At 27.2% G+C, this 15,404-nt stretch carries 14 protein-coding genes and 1 pseudogene; 9 read left to right on the top strand and 6 right to left on the bottom strand.

The window, feature by feature from the left end:
- Positions 1-93: 93 nt before the first annotated feature.
- Genes ACYQ44_RS08310 through ACYQ44_RS08320 form a run of 3 tightly spaced genes read right to left on the bottom strand, consistent with a single transcriptional unit; the run spans position 94 to position 3,139 of the window.
- Complete coding sequence (locus ACYQ44_RS08310) at positions 94-654, bottom strand: thymidine kinase (protein WP_459996530.1); 561 nt, start codon at positions 652-654, stop codon at positions 94-96.
- Positions 654-1,931, bottom strand: a complete 1,278-nt coding sequence (locus ACYQ44_RS08315; RefSeq protein ID WP_459996531.1) for a ComEC/Rec2 family competence protein — start codon at positions 1,929-1,931, stop codon at positions 654-656. Before ACYQ44_RS08315 ends, ACYQ44_RS08310 begins: the two co-directional genes overlap by 1 nt.
- Positions 1,931-3,139: a 2,3-bisphosphoglycerate-independent phosphoglycerate mutase gene (locus ACYQ44_RS08320; protein WP_459996532.1), complete on the bottom strand. Its 1,209-nt coding sequence runs from the start codon at positions 3,137-3,139 to the stop codon at positions 1,931-1,933. Before ACYQ44_RS08320 ends, ACYQ44_RS08315 begins: the two co-directional genes overlap by 1 nt.
- 236 nt (positions 3,140-3,375) lie before the next feature.
- Here ACYQ44_RS08320 and ACYQ44_RS08325 point away from each other — a divergent pair, with 236 nt between their 5' ends.
- Entirely contained in the window at positions 3,376-4,029 is a 654-nt protein-coding gene (locus ACYQ44_RS08325; protein ID WP_459996533.1) for an HAD family hydrolase, read from the top strand.
- A 52-nt stretch (positions 4,030-4,081) separates the two neighbouring features.
- Here ACYQ44_RS08325 and ACYQ44_RS08330 read toward each other — a convergent pair whose 3' ends face one another.
- Complete coding sequence (locus ACYQ44_RS08330; RefSeq protein WP_459996534.1) at positions 4,082-4,852, bottom strand: Rossmann-like domain-containing protein; 771 nt, start codon at positions 4,850-4,852, stop codon at positions 4,082-4,084.
- Positions 4,853-4,990: 138 nt separating this feature from the next.
- Between ACYQ44_RS08330 and ACYQ44_RS08335 the strand changes: the two genes are divergently transcribed.
- Together ACYQ44_RS08335 and dnaA are read left to right on the top strand one after the other, a co-directional pair.
- The gene (locus tag ACYQ44_RS08335) at positions 4,991-5,929 is read left to right on the top strand and encodes a GAF domain-containing protein (protein WP_459996535.1); all 939 of its coding nucleotides are present in this window, start codon (positions 4,991-4,993) and stop codon (positions 5,927-5,929) included.
- A 281-nt stretch (positions 5,930-6,210) separates the two neighbouring features.
- Entirely contained in the window at positions 6,211-7,578 is a 1,368-nt protein-coding gene (gene dnaA / locus ACYQ44_RS08340) for a chromosomal replication initiator protein DnaA (protein ID WP_459996536.1), read from the top strand.
- 42 nt (positions 7,579-7,620) lie between these two features.
- On the opposite strand, the pseudogene ACYQ44_RS08345 reads toward dnaA, so the two are convergent.
- Together ACYQ44_RS08345 and ACYQ44_RS08350 are read right to left on the bottom strand one after the other, a co-directional pair.
- Positions 7,621-8,894: pseudogene (locus tag ACYQ44_RS08345) on the bottom strand (TrpB-like pyridoxal phosphate-dependent enzyme).
- A 293-nt stretch (positions 8,895-9,187) separates the two neighbouring features.
- Complete coding sequence (locus ACYQ44_RS08350) at positions 9,188-9,310, bottom strand: hypothetical protein (RefSeq protein WP_459996537.1); 123 nt, start codon at positions 9,308-9,310, stop codon at positions 9,188-9,190.
- Positions 9,311-9,435: 125 nt separating this feature from the next.
- On the opposite strand from ACYQ44_RS08350, the gene ACYQ44_RS08355 reads away from it, so the two are divergent.
- Genes ACYQ44_RS08355 through lpdA form a run of 6 tightly spaced genes read left to right on the top strand, consistent with a single transcriptional unit; the run spans position 9,436 to position 15,272 of the window.
- On the top strand, positions 9,436-10,251 hold the full coding sequence (locus ACYQ44_RS08355) for a lipoate--protein ligase family protein (protein ID WP_459996538.1): 816 nt from the start codon (positions 9,436-9,438) through the stop codon (positions 10,249-10,251).
- A gap of 11 nt (positions 10,252-10,262) precedes the next feature.
- The gene (locus ACYQ44_RS08360) at positions 10,263-10,706 is read left to right on the top strand and encodes a pyridoxamine 5'-phosphate oxidase family protein (RefSeq protein WP_459996539.1); all 444 of its coding nucleotides are present in this window, start codon (positions 10,263-10,265) and stop codon (positions 10,704-10,706) included.
- 2 nt (positions 10,707-10,708) lie between these two features.
- Positions 10,709-11,683: a pyruvate dehydrogenase (acetyl-transferring) E1 component subunit alpha gene (pdhA, locus tag ACYQ44_RS08365; RefSeq protein WP_459996540.1), complete on the top strand. Its 975-nt coding sequence runs from the start codon at positions 10,709-10,711 to the stop codon at positions 11,681-11,683.
- 4 nt (positions 11,684-11,687) lie between these two features.
- A complete protein-coding gene (locus tag ACYQ44_RS08370; RefSeq protein ID WP_459996541.1) occupies positions 11,688-12,665 on the top strand; it encodes a pyruvate dehydrogenase complex E1 component subunit beta in 978 nt (325 codons plus the stop codon).
- A gap of 12 nt (positions 12,666-12,677) precedes the next feature.
- On the top strand, positions 12,678-13,895 hold the full coding sequence (locus ACYQ44_RS08375) for a dihydrolipoamide acetyltransferase family protein (protein ID WP_459996542.1): 1,218 nt from the start codon (positions 12,678-12,680) through the stop codon (positions 13,893-13,895).
- A 9-nt stretch (positions 13,896-13,904) separates the two neighbouring features.
- A complete protein-coding gene (gene lpdA / locus ACYQ44_RS08380) occupies positions 13,905-15,272 on the top strand; it encodes a dihydrolipoyl dehydrogenase (RefSeq protein ID WP_459996543.1) in 1,368 nt (455 codons plus the stop codon).
- Positions 15,273-15,404 lie beyond the last annotated feature (132 nt).

The raw sequence follows: 15,404 nt of genomic DNA on the forward strand, positions 1-15,404 counted from the left end.
ATTATTGTTCTTTTTAATCTTTTTCATAATTTTCCTTTTAAAGAAGATTTCTAATTTTTTTTGGCCTTTAGACTTTTTGGACGTCCTATTAATTTATTTAGTTTTTTCCTCTTTTAATTTTTCATAACAATCTCTACATACAGCTATATATTTTTCAAATCCTCCAACATCTATTTCCGAACCATTCCCAACAATTTTAAAAGAAATAGTTCCATTATATTCACCACATTCATGACAAACAGCTTTTTTCTTAATAATTTCATCAGCATATGCTGATAATAATATAGTTGTATTAAACGGATTATTTTTATAGGTTAAATCTAAACCAGAACAATAGATATTAATACCTCTTTTTATTAAATCTAAAATCACATCTTTTAACTCTTCATCAAAAAATTGGACTTCATCAACAAAAACTGCTTTTTCATCAAAATCTAAAAAATTATACATTTCTCTTGACTCTTTTATTGGTATAGCTTTAATCTTTGTTCCAGTATGAGAAACAACGTATTCTGAAGAATATCTGTCATCTATAATAGGTTTAAAAACTTTTATTTTCTTTTTACCTAAAGTATATATTTCAACAAAAGATATAAGTTCAGAAGTTTTTCCAGAATACATTGGACCTACTATTAAAATAAATTTTCCTGACATTAAAATTCCTCCTTGTTCTGAAAATTTTTATGTATTATTAAATGAAAAAAAATCAATATTATAAAAGAAAAAAAGTAAAAAATAACTCTTGAATTTTTTTCAAAAGTAATATAAGGTATAAATTCCCTTATATATTGTAAAAAAATATTTATAATGCGTATATAAAAATTTATGATGTTTGATATTATAACAGGTAAAGGTGTGATTGTATATATTAACGATGCAAGCATCAAAGAATATATAATAGGTACAAATATAAAACTTAAGAAAAGTCCGAGTATCGAAAATCCATTAAAGAACAATATATTCCAGGGTAATATTGCTAAAAACGCAGAAATTGCAATTAAAAAAGGATTTTTTGAATATTCTATAATTTCTAATATAGAAAATGCGGCAAAATAACTCATTAGAAAACCTACAGAAAAAATAACATCTGGATTATACAACAAATTTGTTACACCGATTATACCTAATATATTTTTCGATTTTATATTAAATCCCAATATTTTATTTAATTCTATTATTGACAATAGAAAAACTGCTCTTGTTGCAGAATCAGAAAAACCTGAAGCAGCTAAATAAAAAAATAATACAATTATAGTTATGAATCTTCTAAAATTTATAGGCAAAAGAGTAAATGAATACAATAAATACAAGAAAGAATATATTATATACACATGAAATCCTGAAACAGCGAATAAATGCAATAATCCAGTATCTTTAAAAATTTCTGCATTTTTTCCTCTCAACCCACCAAATACTACTGAATAAAGTATGTCCTTATTTTCAAATGGAAAATTATTATATATTCTTTTTTTAAAATAATTCCGCAAAGAAAAAATAGTTTTTTTTGAGGAATTTGCCATATATTCAACTTCAAATTTGTCATATAGTTTTTTTCCTGTAATATAAACTTTATTCCCTATTTCAAAAGGATCAGTAGAATATTTATTATATGAAAAATATAATTTTTCTTTTGTGTTTTTCCACGAATTTTTTGTAAAAATTTTTTCTGATTTAACTACATAAAAGTTGTTTGTTTTATCTATAATTTTCCCTAAAATACCAACTTCATGATTTAAAGGTATCGAATATGTATTCAGAGTAGATATAAATAAAAGAGATAAAAAAGATAAAAATATAATCTTTGTTTTTAATGAGTATTTAAACACAAAAAAGACTACAGCCATATATATTATGGCTGTAGTCATCATTTTTGTTTTTAATAAAAGAATTAAAACAATTGAACTAAGAAATAAATTTACAAAAAATTCCATTATGCTCCAAACTTTTCTAATTTCTTTGCATTTGCCATTAATAAGCTCATTAAATCAACAGCATAAATAGTACCCATTGATCCTCTTGCGCATTCAAATTCATCAAATGCCTTTGATAAACCTGCTCTTGTATACGGCGATTTAATCATAAATGGAACTGGATGCCAACTATGACCACTCATAGCTACAGGTGTAGAATGATCTCCTGTAACCACAAGAACATCTGGGTTTAATTCTAATAATTTAGGTAAAGCTTCATCTACCATTTCGATAACATGTGTTTTTGCATCAAAATTTCCATCTTCTCCATATGAATCTGTTTTCTTGATATGTATATAAAAGAAATCATATTCATCCCAATGTTTTTTTAATGTTTCAAATTCATCTTCTGGAGTTTCTCCATCTACGTTTAAAATATCCATACCAACCAACTTAGCTAATCCTTTATACATAGGATATACAGCAATAGCTGCAGCCTTCATTTTATAAACTTCTGGAAATTTAGGAATTGCTGGATATTTTGAAAATCCTCTAATTAAAGCAAAATTTATTTTTGGTTCATCTTTTAACACTTCTCTTATTTTTTTCATTAATTTTGTAAATATTTCTGCAGTTTTTTCTGCTTCTGGATGCATTGCATGTGCCCATTTTATTGGCAATCCTTCCTTTTGAGGATCTGCGTCTTCGATTCTATCATCTAAGCCTTCTCCAGTTAATTTAACAACGAATCTATGTTCTTTACCAGGATAAAATTGAACTTTCACACCATCGATTTCTTTAATATTTTCTTGTAATTTTTCTACTATTTTTTTTGATTCCTCTGTTGCTGGTCTTCCAGCTCTTCTATCAACTACTATATCTCCATCTATTGTAGCAAAATTACCTCTTGCAACAACATCTTTTTCACCAACTTCAACATCAATACCTAATGCCTCTAAAATACCTCTACCAATTTGATATTTTATTGGATCATAGCCAAATATACCTAAATGTCCTGGCCCAGAACCTGGTGTAATACCAGGTAATACAGGAATCGTTTGCCCTAAATCAGATTCTGTTGCAACTTTGTCTAAATTAGGAGTTTTTGCAGCTTGAAGAGGTGTTTTTCCGTTTATAATTGTATCTCCAATACCATCCATTACTAACATTACTATTTTTGAATCAGTCTTTGTAATTAATTTTTGTAAAAATTCTTGTCTATCTACCATCATTTTCCCTCCCTCATTTATCAAAATTTCATTTACATTATAACATACTTTAATTCATGCAATATAATCTTTTAGTAAAAATTTAGATAACTTATTTTTTTGATATAATATAAAAAAACACAAGGGGTGACAGAATTACTATAGTTATATAATAACTCAGAGTTAGAATCTCTTTTTTAAAACAATTTTTCTATTGTATTATATTTTCTTAAATATTATACACGAGGGGTGATTTAATGATTAAAGGTGTAATTTTTGATTTATATGGGACATTAATAAATGCAAATCATTTATTTTTACCAATTGCTAAAATTATTTCTAGAGAAACCAATTATTCTGTTGACATTTTAGAAAAAAAAATTAGAGACACTTATAACAAATATTTTAAGGATTATCATTTAAAACCTTTTAAGCCTGAAAGAGAATATTACAAGCTTCTTTTTAAAGAACTAAAAACGCAATTAAACATTAAAAATACTATCGATTACTATATCGAAACAATGTATAAAACATTTATAGAATTAAAGCCTTATGATGATGTTGATTATTTAAATAATCTTAAAGAAAAAGGATTGAAAATTGCCATATTATCAAATGCAGATGATAATTTTGTTATTCCTAGCTTGAAAAAAAATTATTTCCCTTTTGATATACTAATTACATCGCATTCCACAAAGTTATACAAACCGGATCCAAAAATCTTTAATTATACATTAAATAAAATGCAACTTAATAAAAATGATGTAATTTTTATAGGAGATAATTATAATGTTGATATATTAGGTGGTAATAATTATGGAATAAAGTCAATATTAATAAAAAGAATGCCTTTGGATATAGATTATCCTGATACAATTCATTCTTTAAAAGAATTAGATAAATATATTTAATTTATCTACATAAAATTCACTCAAATTCTAAATTACTTTCTCAGAAAATTGATTAAGATAATAAATTTACCTTACGAGCTGCACCACTTCTAAACAGTGTTCTAGTGCCAGCTCCTTTTTTTATTAAATCAAATAATTTATCGGAATCTTCTATGTATGAACCAGATAATATTTTTACTGGAAATACATTTTCTACCATTATTGTAGATGGTCCCGCAATAGCAATTCTATCAGTGTTTACATAGTTTAATATCCAGTCTATAGTACCATTTACTATTGATGTTCCGGTAATTATAACAGCTGTACATTTAGGCAGCATTTCAATTATTGCCCAATCAGGTAGAACATAGTCCGTTCTCCTTTGTCTATCAAAAATTAAGACATCCCAAACCCTTGGTTTTAACGCGTCTACAAACGGAGTTATTTCTCCAACAATACCAACTATATCTTTTTTATTAAATTTCATTAGCTCTAATGTATCTCCATCTATAAATCTCTCAGGATTTATATTAAAAATAGCATTTACTGCAGCATATGTTACTGATCTTAACAAAGGATCTCCTGAATAAAGACCAACTTCCAATAAATCTTTTAATTTCATACCTACTTCTGCCTTACTTTCTGGTTTTCCATCTAATCCCATACATTTATAAAACTCTTCGCATTTACCTAATGTATCTTCACGATTTGTAGCAACAAAACCTGTTCTACCATCACTTAACTTTACAGCTGTTTCGCCAATTCCAATTATAAAATCTTCAATGTAGATATCATCTGTTATATTTTCTAATGCTTTTTTATGAAGTTTTTTTGCTATTGACATTTTATCCCCCCAAACTTTGTTATTTATATCGCATTTTTATTATACTATTTTTAACATAATTAATCAAATATAATTTAAAAAATTTTGTAAGAATAAAATGATAAAATACATAAAATACCTAAAAGGAGGGAATTAATTATGAGAAGTATACTACAAGATTTTACTCCAGAATTTCTAAAAATTTTAAATAAAGATAAGATTTATTGGTTTGAAGGTTGGTTAGACTATAAACAAAAAAAACCAAAAATAATTAGTGAATATGAAAAAAAAGAAAATTTAACTGATGAAAAAATAAAAGAAAAATTAAACTCTATTTCTAGAAAAGAATTTGATATGTTTAAACAAGATTGGGAAAATAATTTTTTAGAAATAAAAAAAGAAATAGTAATGAATTTATCTAGAAATTCAGATTATTATCAATTAAAAAGAGGAGATTTTGTAATATTTATAATGGGTCTTCTCGGATTAAATTCTCATTACTATATTGAAACATATTATGGAACAGTAATTTTAGTTGATTCTTTTTATCATTTTTTAAATAAAAGAGATATCAAAAAAACAATTGATAATGCGATTTTAGATTTTATTAATAATAATCCAATTAATGTAAAGAAAGCTCTTTTTGCTAAATTATTATCTCAAATAGAAAAATATATATACGATACAAATGACATTAATAAAGTTATGAATAAAATTGTAAAACTTTTATATGACAATATAGATTATTATAATTGGGTTGGTTTCTACTTGACTGATGAAAAAGATAAAAATATGTTAAATCTGGGTCCATATTTAGGAGAACCAACAGAACACGTGAGAATACCTTTCGGTAGTGGAATTTGTGGGCAAGCTGCTGCAACACAAAATACTTTTGTTGTTCAAGATGTATCAAAAGAAACAAATTATTTATCTTGTAGTGAAAAAACAAAATCAGAAATTGTTGTTCCTATAATAGACAAAAACGGAAATGTTTTTGGAGAGCTTGATATAGATAGTCATAGATTAGAGCCATTTTCCATAGAAGATACCCAATTTTTAGAAGAAATTATTAAATTATTTGTTAAAAAATTTCTTTAATTTTGTTAATTGTTTCTTTTTTTGCCTATTCACAAAACTGAGAAAAAAAGCTTATTTAATAGAAATATTTCTTAATGAAAGTAAAAAAATATTAAAATTGTTAAATTTAGGATTATTCTATAATTTGCTTTTTATGCAATTTAAATTAAGTTAATTACTCTTTTCACTAAGTTTTAAATCTCAACAAAGTTCATAAAAATTTTTCTTGATTAAATATGTTAAATCTGATATTCTATATATGCTAAACATTCTTTTTATTTTTTGGTCAGGGGGTAATTGGTGTGACAAATGAAGAATTATTAGAACTACTTAAATCAAAAATTAACCACAATACCTGGGAACAATGGTTTACCTCTGCCAAAATTCTAGAGATTCTTGATAAAAAAGTTGTAATAGGTATTGGTAACCTTTTTGTTAAGGATTTTATTGCAAGAAAATATGGATCTTTGGTTTCCAATACATTATCTGATATTCTTTCAAGGAAAGTTACTGCAGAATTTACATTTATACCTGCAGATCAAACAACTAAAAAAAAATCTGGACCTTTAATAAAAGAAAGACCTTTAAAGCTTTCTGATTTCAATCCAGAATATACTTTTAATAGTTTTGTTATTGGAGAGGCAAATAGAGTTGCTTATTATTCTGCATTAGAGGTTGCCAATAATCCAGGAAAATATAATCCATTATTTATATATGGTGATGTTGCATTAGGAAAAACGCATCTTCTTCATGCAATTGGAAATCATTTAATGGAAACATCACCAGATTTAAAAGTTATGTATGTAACCGCAGAAGAATTTATGAATGATTTAATGAAATCTTTAAGAGAAGAGAAAATGGATGATTTTAGAGAAAGATATAGAAAAAAAATAGACATATTGCTAATTGATGATGTACAATTTTTAATTGGAAAAGATATGGCACAAGGTGAATTGTTTCATACCTTTAATACATTATTTAATCTTGGAAAACAAATAATAATATGTTCTGACAGGACACCTGAAGAACTTGCAACATTCCATCCAAGATTAATAAGTAGATTTGAAATGGGATTGGTCGTTAATGTGGATGAGCCAGATAAGAAAACAAAATTAAAAATTGCTAAAAAAATGGCTGAAATGACTTCATTATATTTAACTGATGATGTTGTTACTTATCTAGTTGAAAATATCGATAATAACCTAAGAAGATTAAGAGGATTAATTTTAAATCTTTTTTTTCATAGTAAAGTTACAGGAGAAAAGGTTAATATAGAAACTGTTAAAAAATTATACAGCTCTTTAAAAGCACACAAGAAAAATATCCCACAAACAAAAGAAACATTACATGTATTAAAAAAGAATCTAATTTTAGAAGCTGTTATTAAAGAATATAATTTAACGCGAGAACAATTATTCAGTCCAACTAGAAAAAAAGAAATTTCAGAAGCTCGACAAATTTTATCCTTTATGCTAAAAAACTATGGAAAAATGAAAGTCAAAGATATATCAAAATTCATTGGAAAAAATCATTCAACTATTAGTCAAGCTATAAAGAAAATAGAAAAAGAATTAACAGGTGGAAATTTACTGTTAAAAAGAAGAATAGATGATATTAGAAAAAGTTTTGAAGAAGCAGAAAAAATACAAACTACTGAAATAGTAAGCTAAACTCGGTATCTTAAATTCTCATAAGATACCGAGTTTTTTATTTTATGAATATGCTGTCAAATCAAGCAGTCCATGACCTGATAAAGTAAATACTATCACCTTTTCTTCTTTATTCTCCTTAGCAAAAATTGCCTCTCTAATTGCTCCAGATATAGCATGTGACGATTCCGGTGCCGGAACTATGCCTTCAAGTTTTGCAAAAAGTTTTGCCGCCTCAAATGTTTCATTCTGTGTAAAAGCCACAGCTTCCAGCATATTTTCATGTTTTAATTTAGCAATAATCGGTGCTGAACCATGATATCTTAATCCTCCTGCATGGATTTTTGGTGGGATAAAATCTTTCCCAAGAGTATACATCATCATTAATGGAGTCATTCCCGCAGTATCACCATTATCATAACTATATTCTCCTTCTGTTAAAGATGGACAAGACTTTGGCTCACATGCAAGAAATTTTATTTCTTTCCCTGATAATCTTTCTGGTATAAATGGTAAAATTGTTCCTCCAAGGTTTGATCCACCCCCATGACAACCAATTATAATATCTGGTGCTTTATTTATTTTTTCAAATTGTTTCTTTATTTCTAATCCAATAATTGTCTGATGCAATAATACATGATTCAAAACACTCCAAGTGCATACTTTGCATTATTTTTTTTAAATACAACTTCTAATGCTTCACTTATTGCTATTCCAAGACTTCCTGGATTATCTTTATCCAAATCAAGCATACTTTTACCAAATTCCGTATCCATACTTGGACTTGGAGTAACTTTACCTTCAAAAAAGTTTATAAGATGTTTTCTCATGGGTTTCTGCTCAAAACTTGTTTTAACCATATAAACCTCAATATTCAATCCAAACTTTAACCCTGCATAAGACAAAGCACTTCCCCATTGCCCTGCACCTGTTTCTGTAACCAACGTTTTTGTACCTGAAATTTTATTATAATAAGCCTGTGGAATTGAAGTATTGGTTTTATGACTTCCTGTAGGAGAGACTCCTTCATATTTATAATATATCTTTGCAGGTGTTTCAAGGTATTCCTCCAAATTTGATGCTCTTATAAGTGGTGATGGTCTGAATATAGCATATTCTTCCAATACTTCTTCCGGAATTTTTATAAACCTCTCTTTAGTTATTTCTTGTTCTACTAATGGTTCTGGAAATATTGCACCTAATTCCTCTGGTTTTAAAATTTTTTTTGTTTGAGGATTTAAAGGCGGATCAAGTTGAAATGGCAAATCTGCCAATACATTATACCAAAATTTTGGCATCTCCTCTACTGACAAATATACTCTTTCTTTTCTATTCATAATATACACTCCCCTTTCATTTTATAATAAAAAAACCGGATACCCAAAATGGATATCCGGTGATTGTCCACAAAAAATTAACTAATGCTATATAGTATAGCAAAACAGCAGACACCCACCGGGCGTCCACCACCAATTTAAGCTATTTAAATTTTTCAAAATAAACGAAAAACTATATTCTGATATTTTTTTCATCAAATCACTCCAAATATTTTTTTAAAATTATACTATAAATTTTTTAAAAAGTAAAGTATTTTTTTGAATTTTAGATTATAATTGTTCTATGTTCAATATTATAAAGAAAATCTATAAAAATTATCTAATAAAGACGTCTTATCTGCTTGTAAATTTGAAATAATATCAACTCCACTAATTTTGCTTTCATCTTTGATATCAGTATTTGAAAATCCTTGCAATTGAACTTACTTTTTATTTAACTTATTTTGCTTATATTTGTAACTTTTTTGAAACTTTTAATTCCGATAAAAATGGTAGAATTTTATTGAAATAAAATTAAAATAATTACAAAGAAGGAATTGATATGAATTTAAAATTGATTGATAGCAAAAATACAAATATTTATTATAACTTGGCTATCGAAGAATATATTATTAACAATTTTCAAAATGATATTTTTATATTTTTTTGGAAATCAAAAGATTCAATTGTTATTGGAAAGCATCAAAATCCTTGGAAAGAAATAAATTTTGACAATGTAGAAAATATTAATATTGCTAGAAGAATTTCTGGTGGAGGAACTGTATTCCATGATTTAGGAAATCTAAATTACTCTATAATAGCCCCTAGAAAAATATTAAATAGTGATATCATCTTTGAAATAATATTAAAGTCTCTCAATTCATTAAGTATAAATGCATACAAAAATTATAAAAATGATCTAATGTATAAAGAATATAAATTTTCAGGTTCAGCTTTTTGCATAAAAAAAGATATGTTCTTACATCATGGAACACTATTAATAAACTCCAATATTAAAAAAATAAAAAAAATATTAAAAATAAATCCTAATATAGAAACTCACGCAACTATTTCTAAGCCCTCGAAAGTTATAAATCTTAAAGAAATAAATATTTGTATTGATGAAGACATTATAAAAAACACTATAATTAATAATTTCTCAAAAAAATTAAAATATAAATTCGAAAAAGTTCCTACAAAATATTTTAGAGACAAAAGTTTGATCAAAAAACATAAGTCTTGGAAATGGATATATGGAAAAACACCGAAATTTAATATCGGAATAGATAATAAGGTTTTACTTGTAGAAAATGGATATATAAATAACAAAGTTAAATTTGATTTTAATATTTTAAATAATTTACATTCACACGTTTAGGAGGCGTAAGTATGAACAAAAAAGAAATTCTTTTGAAAATTGATGAATTGATTTCAAAAAGTAAAACAGGATTATTAGCATGGATTGGTAAAAATGATTATCCTGAAACTCGTTGGATGTCACCCGGATTATTATCCCATATATCAGATTCTATTTTTGCTATTACATTATCTGATTTTCCAAAAATAAATGACTTGAAAAAAAATGATAAAGTTCAATGGATGTTTCAAAATCCCGGATTAACTGAAATAATTAATGTATATGGAAGAATAAATATAATAGAAGATTCTGGTTTTAAATCTGAAGCTTTGGAAACACTTTCAAGAAATTTAGTAGCTGTTTGGAAATTAGAAGATAATACTGATTTTGTAGTTTTAGAAACTATTATTGATAAAGCCGTTTATTATGATACTATGAAGGGTATAAAAGTTAGTACAAATTTTGAGGAGGAATAATTATGTCAATTAAAAATATTGAAAAAATAAAATTAAAAGATATGCTATATAAAATGATTTTAATTAGAAGATTTGAAGAAAGAGCTGCCCAAGCATATGGCCTTAAAAAAATAGGTGGTTTTTTACATTTATATATCGGTGAAGAAGCCGTTGCAGTGGGGTCAATTTCAAATTTGGATATGAAAAAGGATTATGTTGTTGCAGCTTATAGAGATCATGGTCATGCTTTAGCTTCAGGTATGGATCCTAATTCTTTAATGGCTGAACTTTATGGAAAAATAACAGGATGTTCTAAGGGGAAAGGCGGATCTATGCATTTTTTTGATTATGAAAAACATTTTTTTGGCGGAAATGGAATTGTTGGTGCTCAAATACCAATAGCTACCGGTGTTGGGCTAAAAATTAAATATAAAAAAGAAGATGGAGTGGTATTATGTTATTTTGGTGATGGGGCTATACATCAAGGTTCTTTTCATGAAAGTTTAAACATAGCTAAAATTTGGAATTTACCTGTAGTATACATATGTGAAAATAATCAATATGGCATGGGTACAGATTATAGAAGAGTTTCTTCTGTAGATGATTTTTCTATTATGGCACAATCATATGGAATGAAGGGAAAACAAGCAAATGGAATGGATGTAATAGAAATGTATAACATAACAAAAGAAGCCATTGAATCTGCAAAATCTGGTACTCCTTTTTTAATAGAGGCCAGAACATACAGATACAAAGGGCATTCTATGAGCGACCCAGCAAAATATAGAACAAAGGATGAACTTGAAGAATATAAGAAACGTGATCCAATTTATTCTTTTAAAGAAAAATTAATAGATAACAGCATTATTACAGAAGAAGAATATTTAGAAATGGATAAAATGTGTAAAAAAATAGCTAAAGACGCTGTTAATTTTGCTGAAAAAAGTCCTGAACCTGATTTAAATGAATTATATACAGATGTATTTGTAGGGGAGTGAGATAATGAGAAAGATTACTTTTAGAGAAGCTATTAGAGAAGCTATGGATGAAGAAATGTCTAGAGATGAAAATATAGTTTTAATGGGTGAAGAAGTTGCTCAATATAATGGTGCATATAAGGTAAGTCAAGGGTTATTCGATAAATATGGAAGTGAAAGAGTTAAAGATACTCCTATAACAGAAGAAGGATTTGCTGGTGTTGGAATTGGTGCTGCAATGGCTGGATTAAGACCTATTGTAGAATTTATGACTTTCAATTTTGCATTACAAGCATTTGATCAAATTGTAAATAATGCGGCAAAAATGAGATATATGTCAGGTGGTCAATTTAAAGTTCCTATAGTTTTTAGAGGCCCAAATGGTCCAGCAGAATATTTAAGTTCTCAACATTCACAAGCTACTCAAACCTTTTTTGCACATGTTCCAGGCTTAAAAGTTGTAGCACCTGCTACACCTTATGATGCGAAAGGTTTATTAAAAACTGCTATTAGAGATGATAATCCTATTATTTTTTTAGAAGGGGAAATGATGTATTCTTGGGAAGGCGAAGTACCTGAAGAGGAATATACTATTGAACTTGGAAAAGCTGATATTAAAAGAAGCGGTAAAGATGTTACTATAATAACCTATTCAAAACCATTAAAAATTGTTATGGAAAGTGTAAAAAGATTAGAATCCGAAGGAATTGATGCTGAAGTTGTAGATTTAAGAAGTATAAGACCTTTAGATGAAGAAACTATTTTAAACTCTGTGATAAAAACAAACAGATGTGTCATTGTTGATGAATCTTGGCCTTTTGTTAGTGTAGCATCTCATATTGGTTGGTTAATATCAAATAAAGCATTTGATTATTTAGATGCACCCGTTGAATTAGTAACCTCTGAAGATGTTCCATTACCATATAATCATAAATTAGAACTTGCCGCACAACCATCTGTTGAAAAAGTAGTAAATGCTGTAAAAAAAGTTTTATACATTTAGGAGGAAGATATTATGGCTGAAAAATTACTAATGATTGCCTTATCTCCAACAATGGAAAAAGGCACTATTATAAATTGGATAAAAAAAGAAAACGAATCTTTCACAGAAGGAGATGTTCTTTGCGAAGTCGAAACAGATAAAACTACTATGGAATATGAAGCTATGGAAGAAGGTACTCTATTAAAAATATTAGTACCTGAAGGTGGCAAAGCTGGAGTAGGAGAACCTATTGCTATATTTGGAGAACCAGGTGAAGATATATCTGATTTATTAAATGAAAATATTACTAAAACAAAAGAGAAAGAGATTGAAATTACAAAAAAGGAAAGTTCTAAAAAAATTAATAATGAAAAAGAAATAAATAATAATATTTATAATTTAGATAAAATTAAAATATCACCTTTAGCAAAAAAATTAGCTTTGATGAAAAATATTGATCTATCAAATGTAAAAGGATCAGGCCCAGGTGGAAGAATAATAAAAAGAGATATTGAAAACTATAAATTACTAGTAAAAACTTATGAAACTCCAACTATTTCACTAAACAATGATGAAGATATTATTATTCCATTATCAGATAAACGCAGAATAATAGGTGAAAGATTATCCGCTTCAAAATACACTTCACCGCATTTTTACTTAACTATTAGCATAAATATGGAGAACATTTTAGAAAGCAGAAAACAAATTAATAATACTCTTAATGAAAAAATTTCTATGAATGCATTTTTAATAAAATTAATTGCTAATACATTAAAGAAACACAAAAGGATAAATTCATCATTACAAAATGATAAGATCATAGAATTTGGAAGAGTTGATATAGCCATTGCTGTAGCTCAAACAGATGGACTCATTACTCCAGTGGTTAGAAATGCTGATAAAAAAGGTATTATGCAAATAGAAAATGAATTAAAAGATTTAATTGATAAAGCTAAAAATAATAAATTAGAACCTGAGGAATATTCAAATGCCACATTTACAATTAGTAATCTTGGTTCATTTGGAATAGATGAATTTACCGCAATAATTAATCCTCCGGCATCAGCTATTTTAGCCATCGGTATGATAAAAGAAACACCAATAGTTGAAAATAAAGAAATAATGATAAAACCTATTATGAAAATGACTTTATCTTCAGATCATAGAGTAATAGATGGAGCAGTTGCTGCTACATTTATGAAAGATTTAAAAAATACTTTAGAAAATCCAATTTTAGCAATACTTTGAGGTGATACTATGAATTATGATTTAATTGTTTTAGGTTCAGGACCAGGTGGATATGTTGCTGCTATTAGAGCCGCACAACTTAGATTAAAGACAGCAATAATAGAAAAAGATAAAGTTGGTGGAGTTTGTTTAAATATAGGTTGTATACCGTCTAAATCTTTAATACATCAAGCGGAAACTTTTTCAAGAATAAAAGAATTAGAATATATGGGAATAAAAATTAATTTAGATAATTTTGATTATGAAAAAGTATTTGAAAAATCAAGAAAAGCTGCGGAAACCTTATCCAAAGGTGTTCAATTTTTATTGAAAAAAAATAACATTGATTTAATCCAGGGTTTTGGGGAATTAATTAGCATGAATGAAATAAAGGTAAATGAAAAAGTATATACTGCTAAAAATATATTATTAGCAACAGGTTCAAGGCCGAAATCAATTCCAGGATTTGAAATAGATGAGGATCGAATATTAAGTTCAAATGGCGCTTTAATGTTAAAAAAATTACCTAAATCAATCGCTATTATAGGTAGTGGTGTTATAGGAGTTGAATTTGGATATATAATGAACTCTTTTGGAGTTGAAGTTCATATAATAGAAATTTTAGACAGAATTTTACCAACAGAAGATTTAGAAATTGCACAACACTTGGCAAAAATATATAAAAAAAGAGGAATTAAAATTTACACATCAACTAAATCAAAGATTATTGAAAAAACTGATAATTCATTAAAAATTGAACTTAATGAAAAAGATATTATAGAAGTTGAAAAAATTTTAGTTGCTATTGGAAGAACCCCAAATACTGAAAACATTGGTTTGGAGAAAGTTGGTATTGAATTGGAAAAAGGCTTTATAAAAGTTGGTGATTATTATAAAACTACTGTTGATAACATTTATGCAATTGGAGATATTGTAAAGACCCCACAATTAGCCCATGTAGCTTCAAAAGAAGGAGAAATTGTTGTTGAACATATTGCTGGACATGCTACTGAAAAATTTGTCGATATTTATAAAATACCATCTGCTATATATTCAGAACCTCAAATAGCAAGTTTTGGTTATACCGAAGAAAAGTTAAAAGAAAAAAATATTAATTATAATAAATTTTCTTTCCCATACAGAGGCGTTGGGAAATCTGTTGCTATAGAAAAATCTGATGGATTTATTAAAATATTAACAGACAAAAAAACAAATGAAATTTTAGGGGCTCATCTAATTGGTGCAGAAGCTACAGAATTGATTCATGAAGTATTACTTGCCAAAAATTCCGAATTATTACCTGAAGATATTTCAAAAATGATACATGCGCACCCTACACTTTCTGAAGGTATTATGGAGGCATTTAGAGGAATAGAAGGTTGGGCAATTCACATTTAAACTACATTTTAGAAAGCGTCTACAATTTTTGTAGACGCCATTTTATTATAATACATTCCTATAGTTCCATATTTTCTTGAAAATTTTATGCATAAATCAAATATCAATAAACCTACAAAAAAATTCAAAAGA

It is taken from the genome of Marinitoga arctica, assembly GCF_054657315.1.

Coding starts and splice junctions, on each gene's coding strand:
- ACYQ44_RS08355 (WP_459996538.1), top strand. CDS start 9,436: ATGAATTTAAAATTGATTGATAGCAAAAATACAAATATTTATTATAAC.
- ACYQ44_RS08360 (WP_459996539.1), top strand. CDS start 10,263: ATGAACAAAAAAGAAATTCTTTTGAAAATTGATGAATTGATTTCAAAA.
- ACYQ44_RS08320 (WP_459996532.1), bottom strand. CDS start 3,139: ATGGTAGATAGACAAGAATTTTTACAAAAATTAATTACAAAGACTGAT.
- ACYQ44_RS08335 (WP_459996535.1), top strand. CDS start 4,991: ATGAGAAGTATACTACAAGATTTTACTCCAGAATTTCTAAAAATTTTA.
- ACYQ44_RS08310 (WP_459996530.1), bottom strand. CDS start 654: ATGTCAGGAAAATTTATTTTAATAGTAGGTCCAATGTATTCTGGAAAA.
- ACYQ44_RS08370 (WP_459996541.1), top strand. CDS start 11,688: ATGAGAAAGATTACTTTTAGAGAAGCTATTAGAGAAGCTATGGATGAA.
- ACYQ44_RS08330 (WP_459996534.1), bottom strand. CDS start 4,852: ATGTCAATAGCAAAAAAACTTCATAAAAAAGCATTAGAAAATATAACA.
- ACYQ44_RS08315 (WP_459996531.1), bottom strand. CDS start 1,931: ATGGAATTTTTTGTAAATTTATTTCTTAGTTCAATTGTTTTAATTCTT.
- lpdA (WP_459996543.1), top strand. CDS start 13,905: ATGAATTATGATTTAATTGTTTTAGGTTCAGGACCAGGTGGATATGTT.
- ACYQ44_RS08325 (WP_459996533.1), top strand. CDS start 3,376: ATGATTAAAGGTGTAATTTTTGATTTATATGGGACATTAATAAATGCA.
- ACYQ44_RS08375 (WP_459996542.1), top strand. CDS start 12,678: ATGGCTGAAAAATTACTAATGATTGCCTTATCTCCAACAATGGAAAAA.
- pdhA (WP_459996540.1), top strand. CDS start 10,709: ATGTCAATTAAAAATATTGAAAAAATAAAATTAAAAGATATGCTATAT.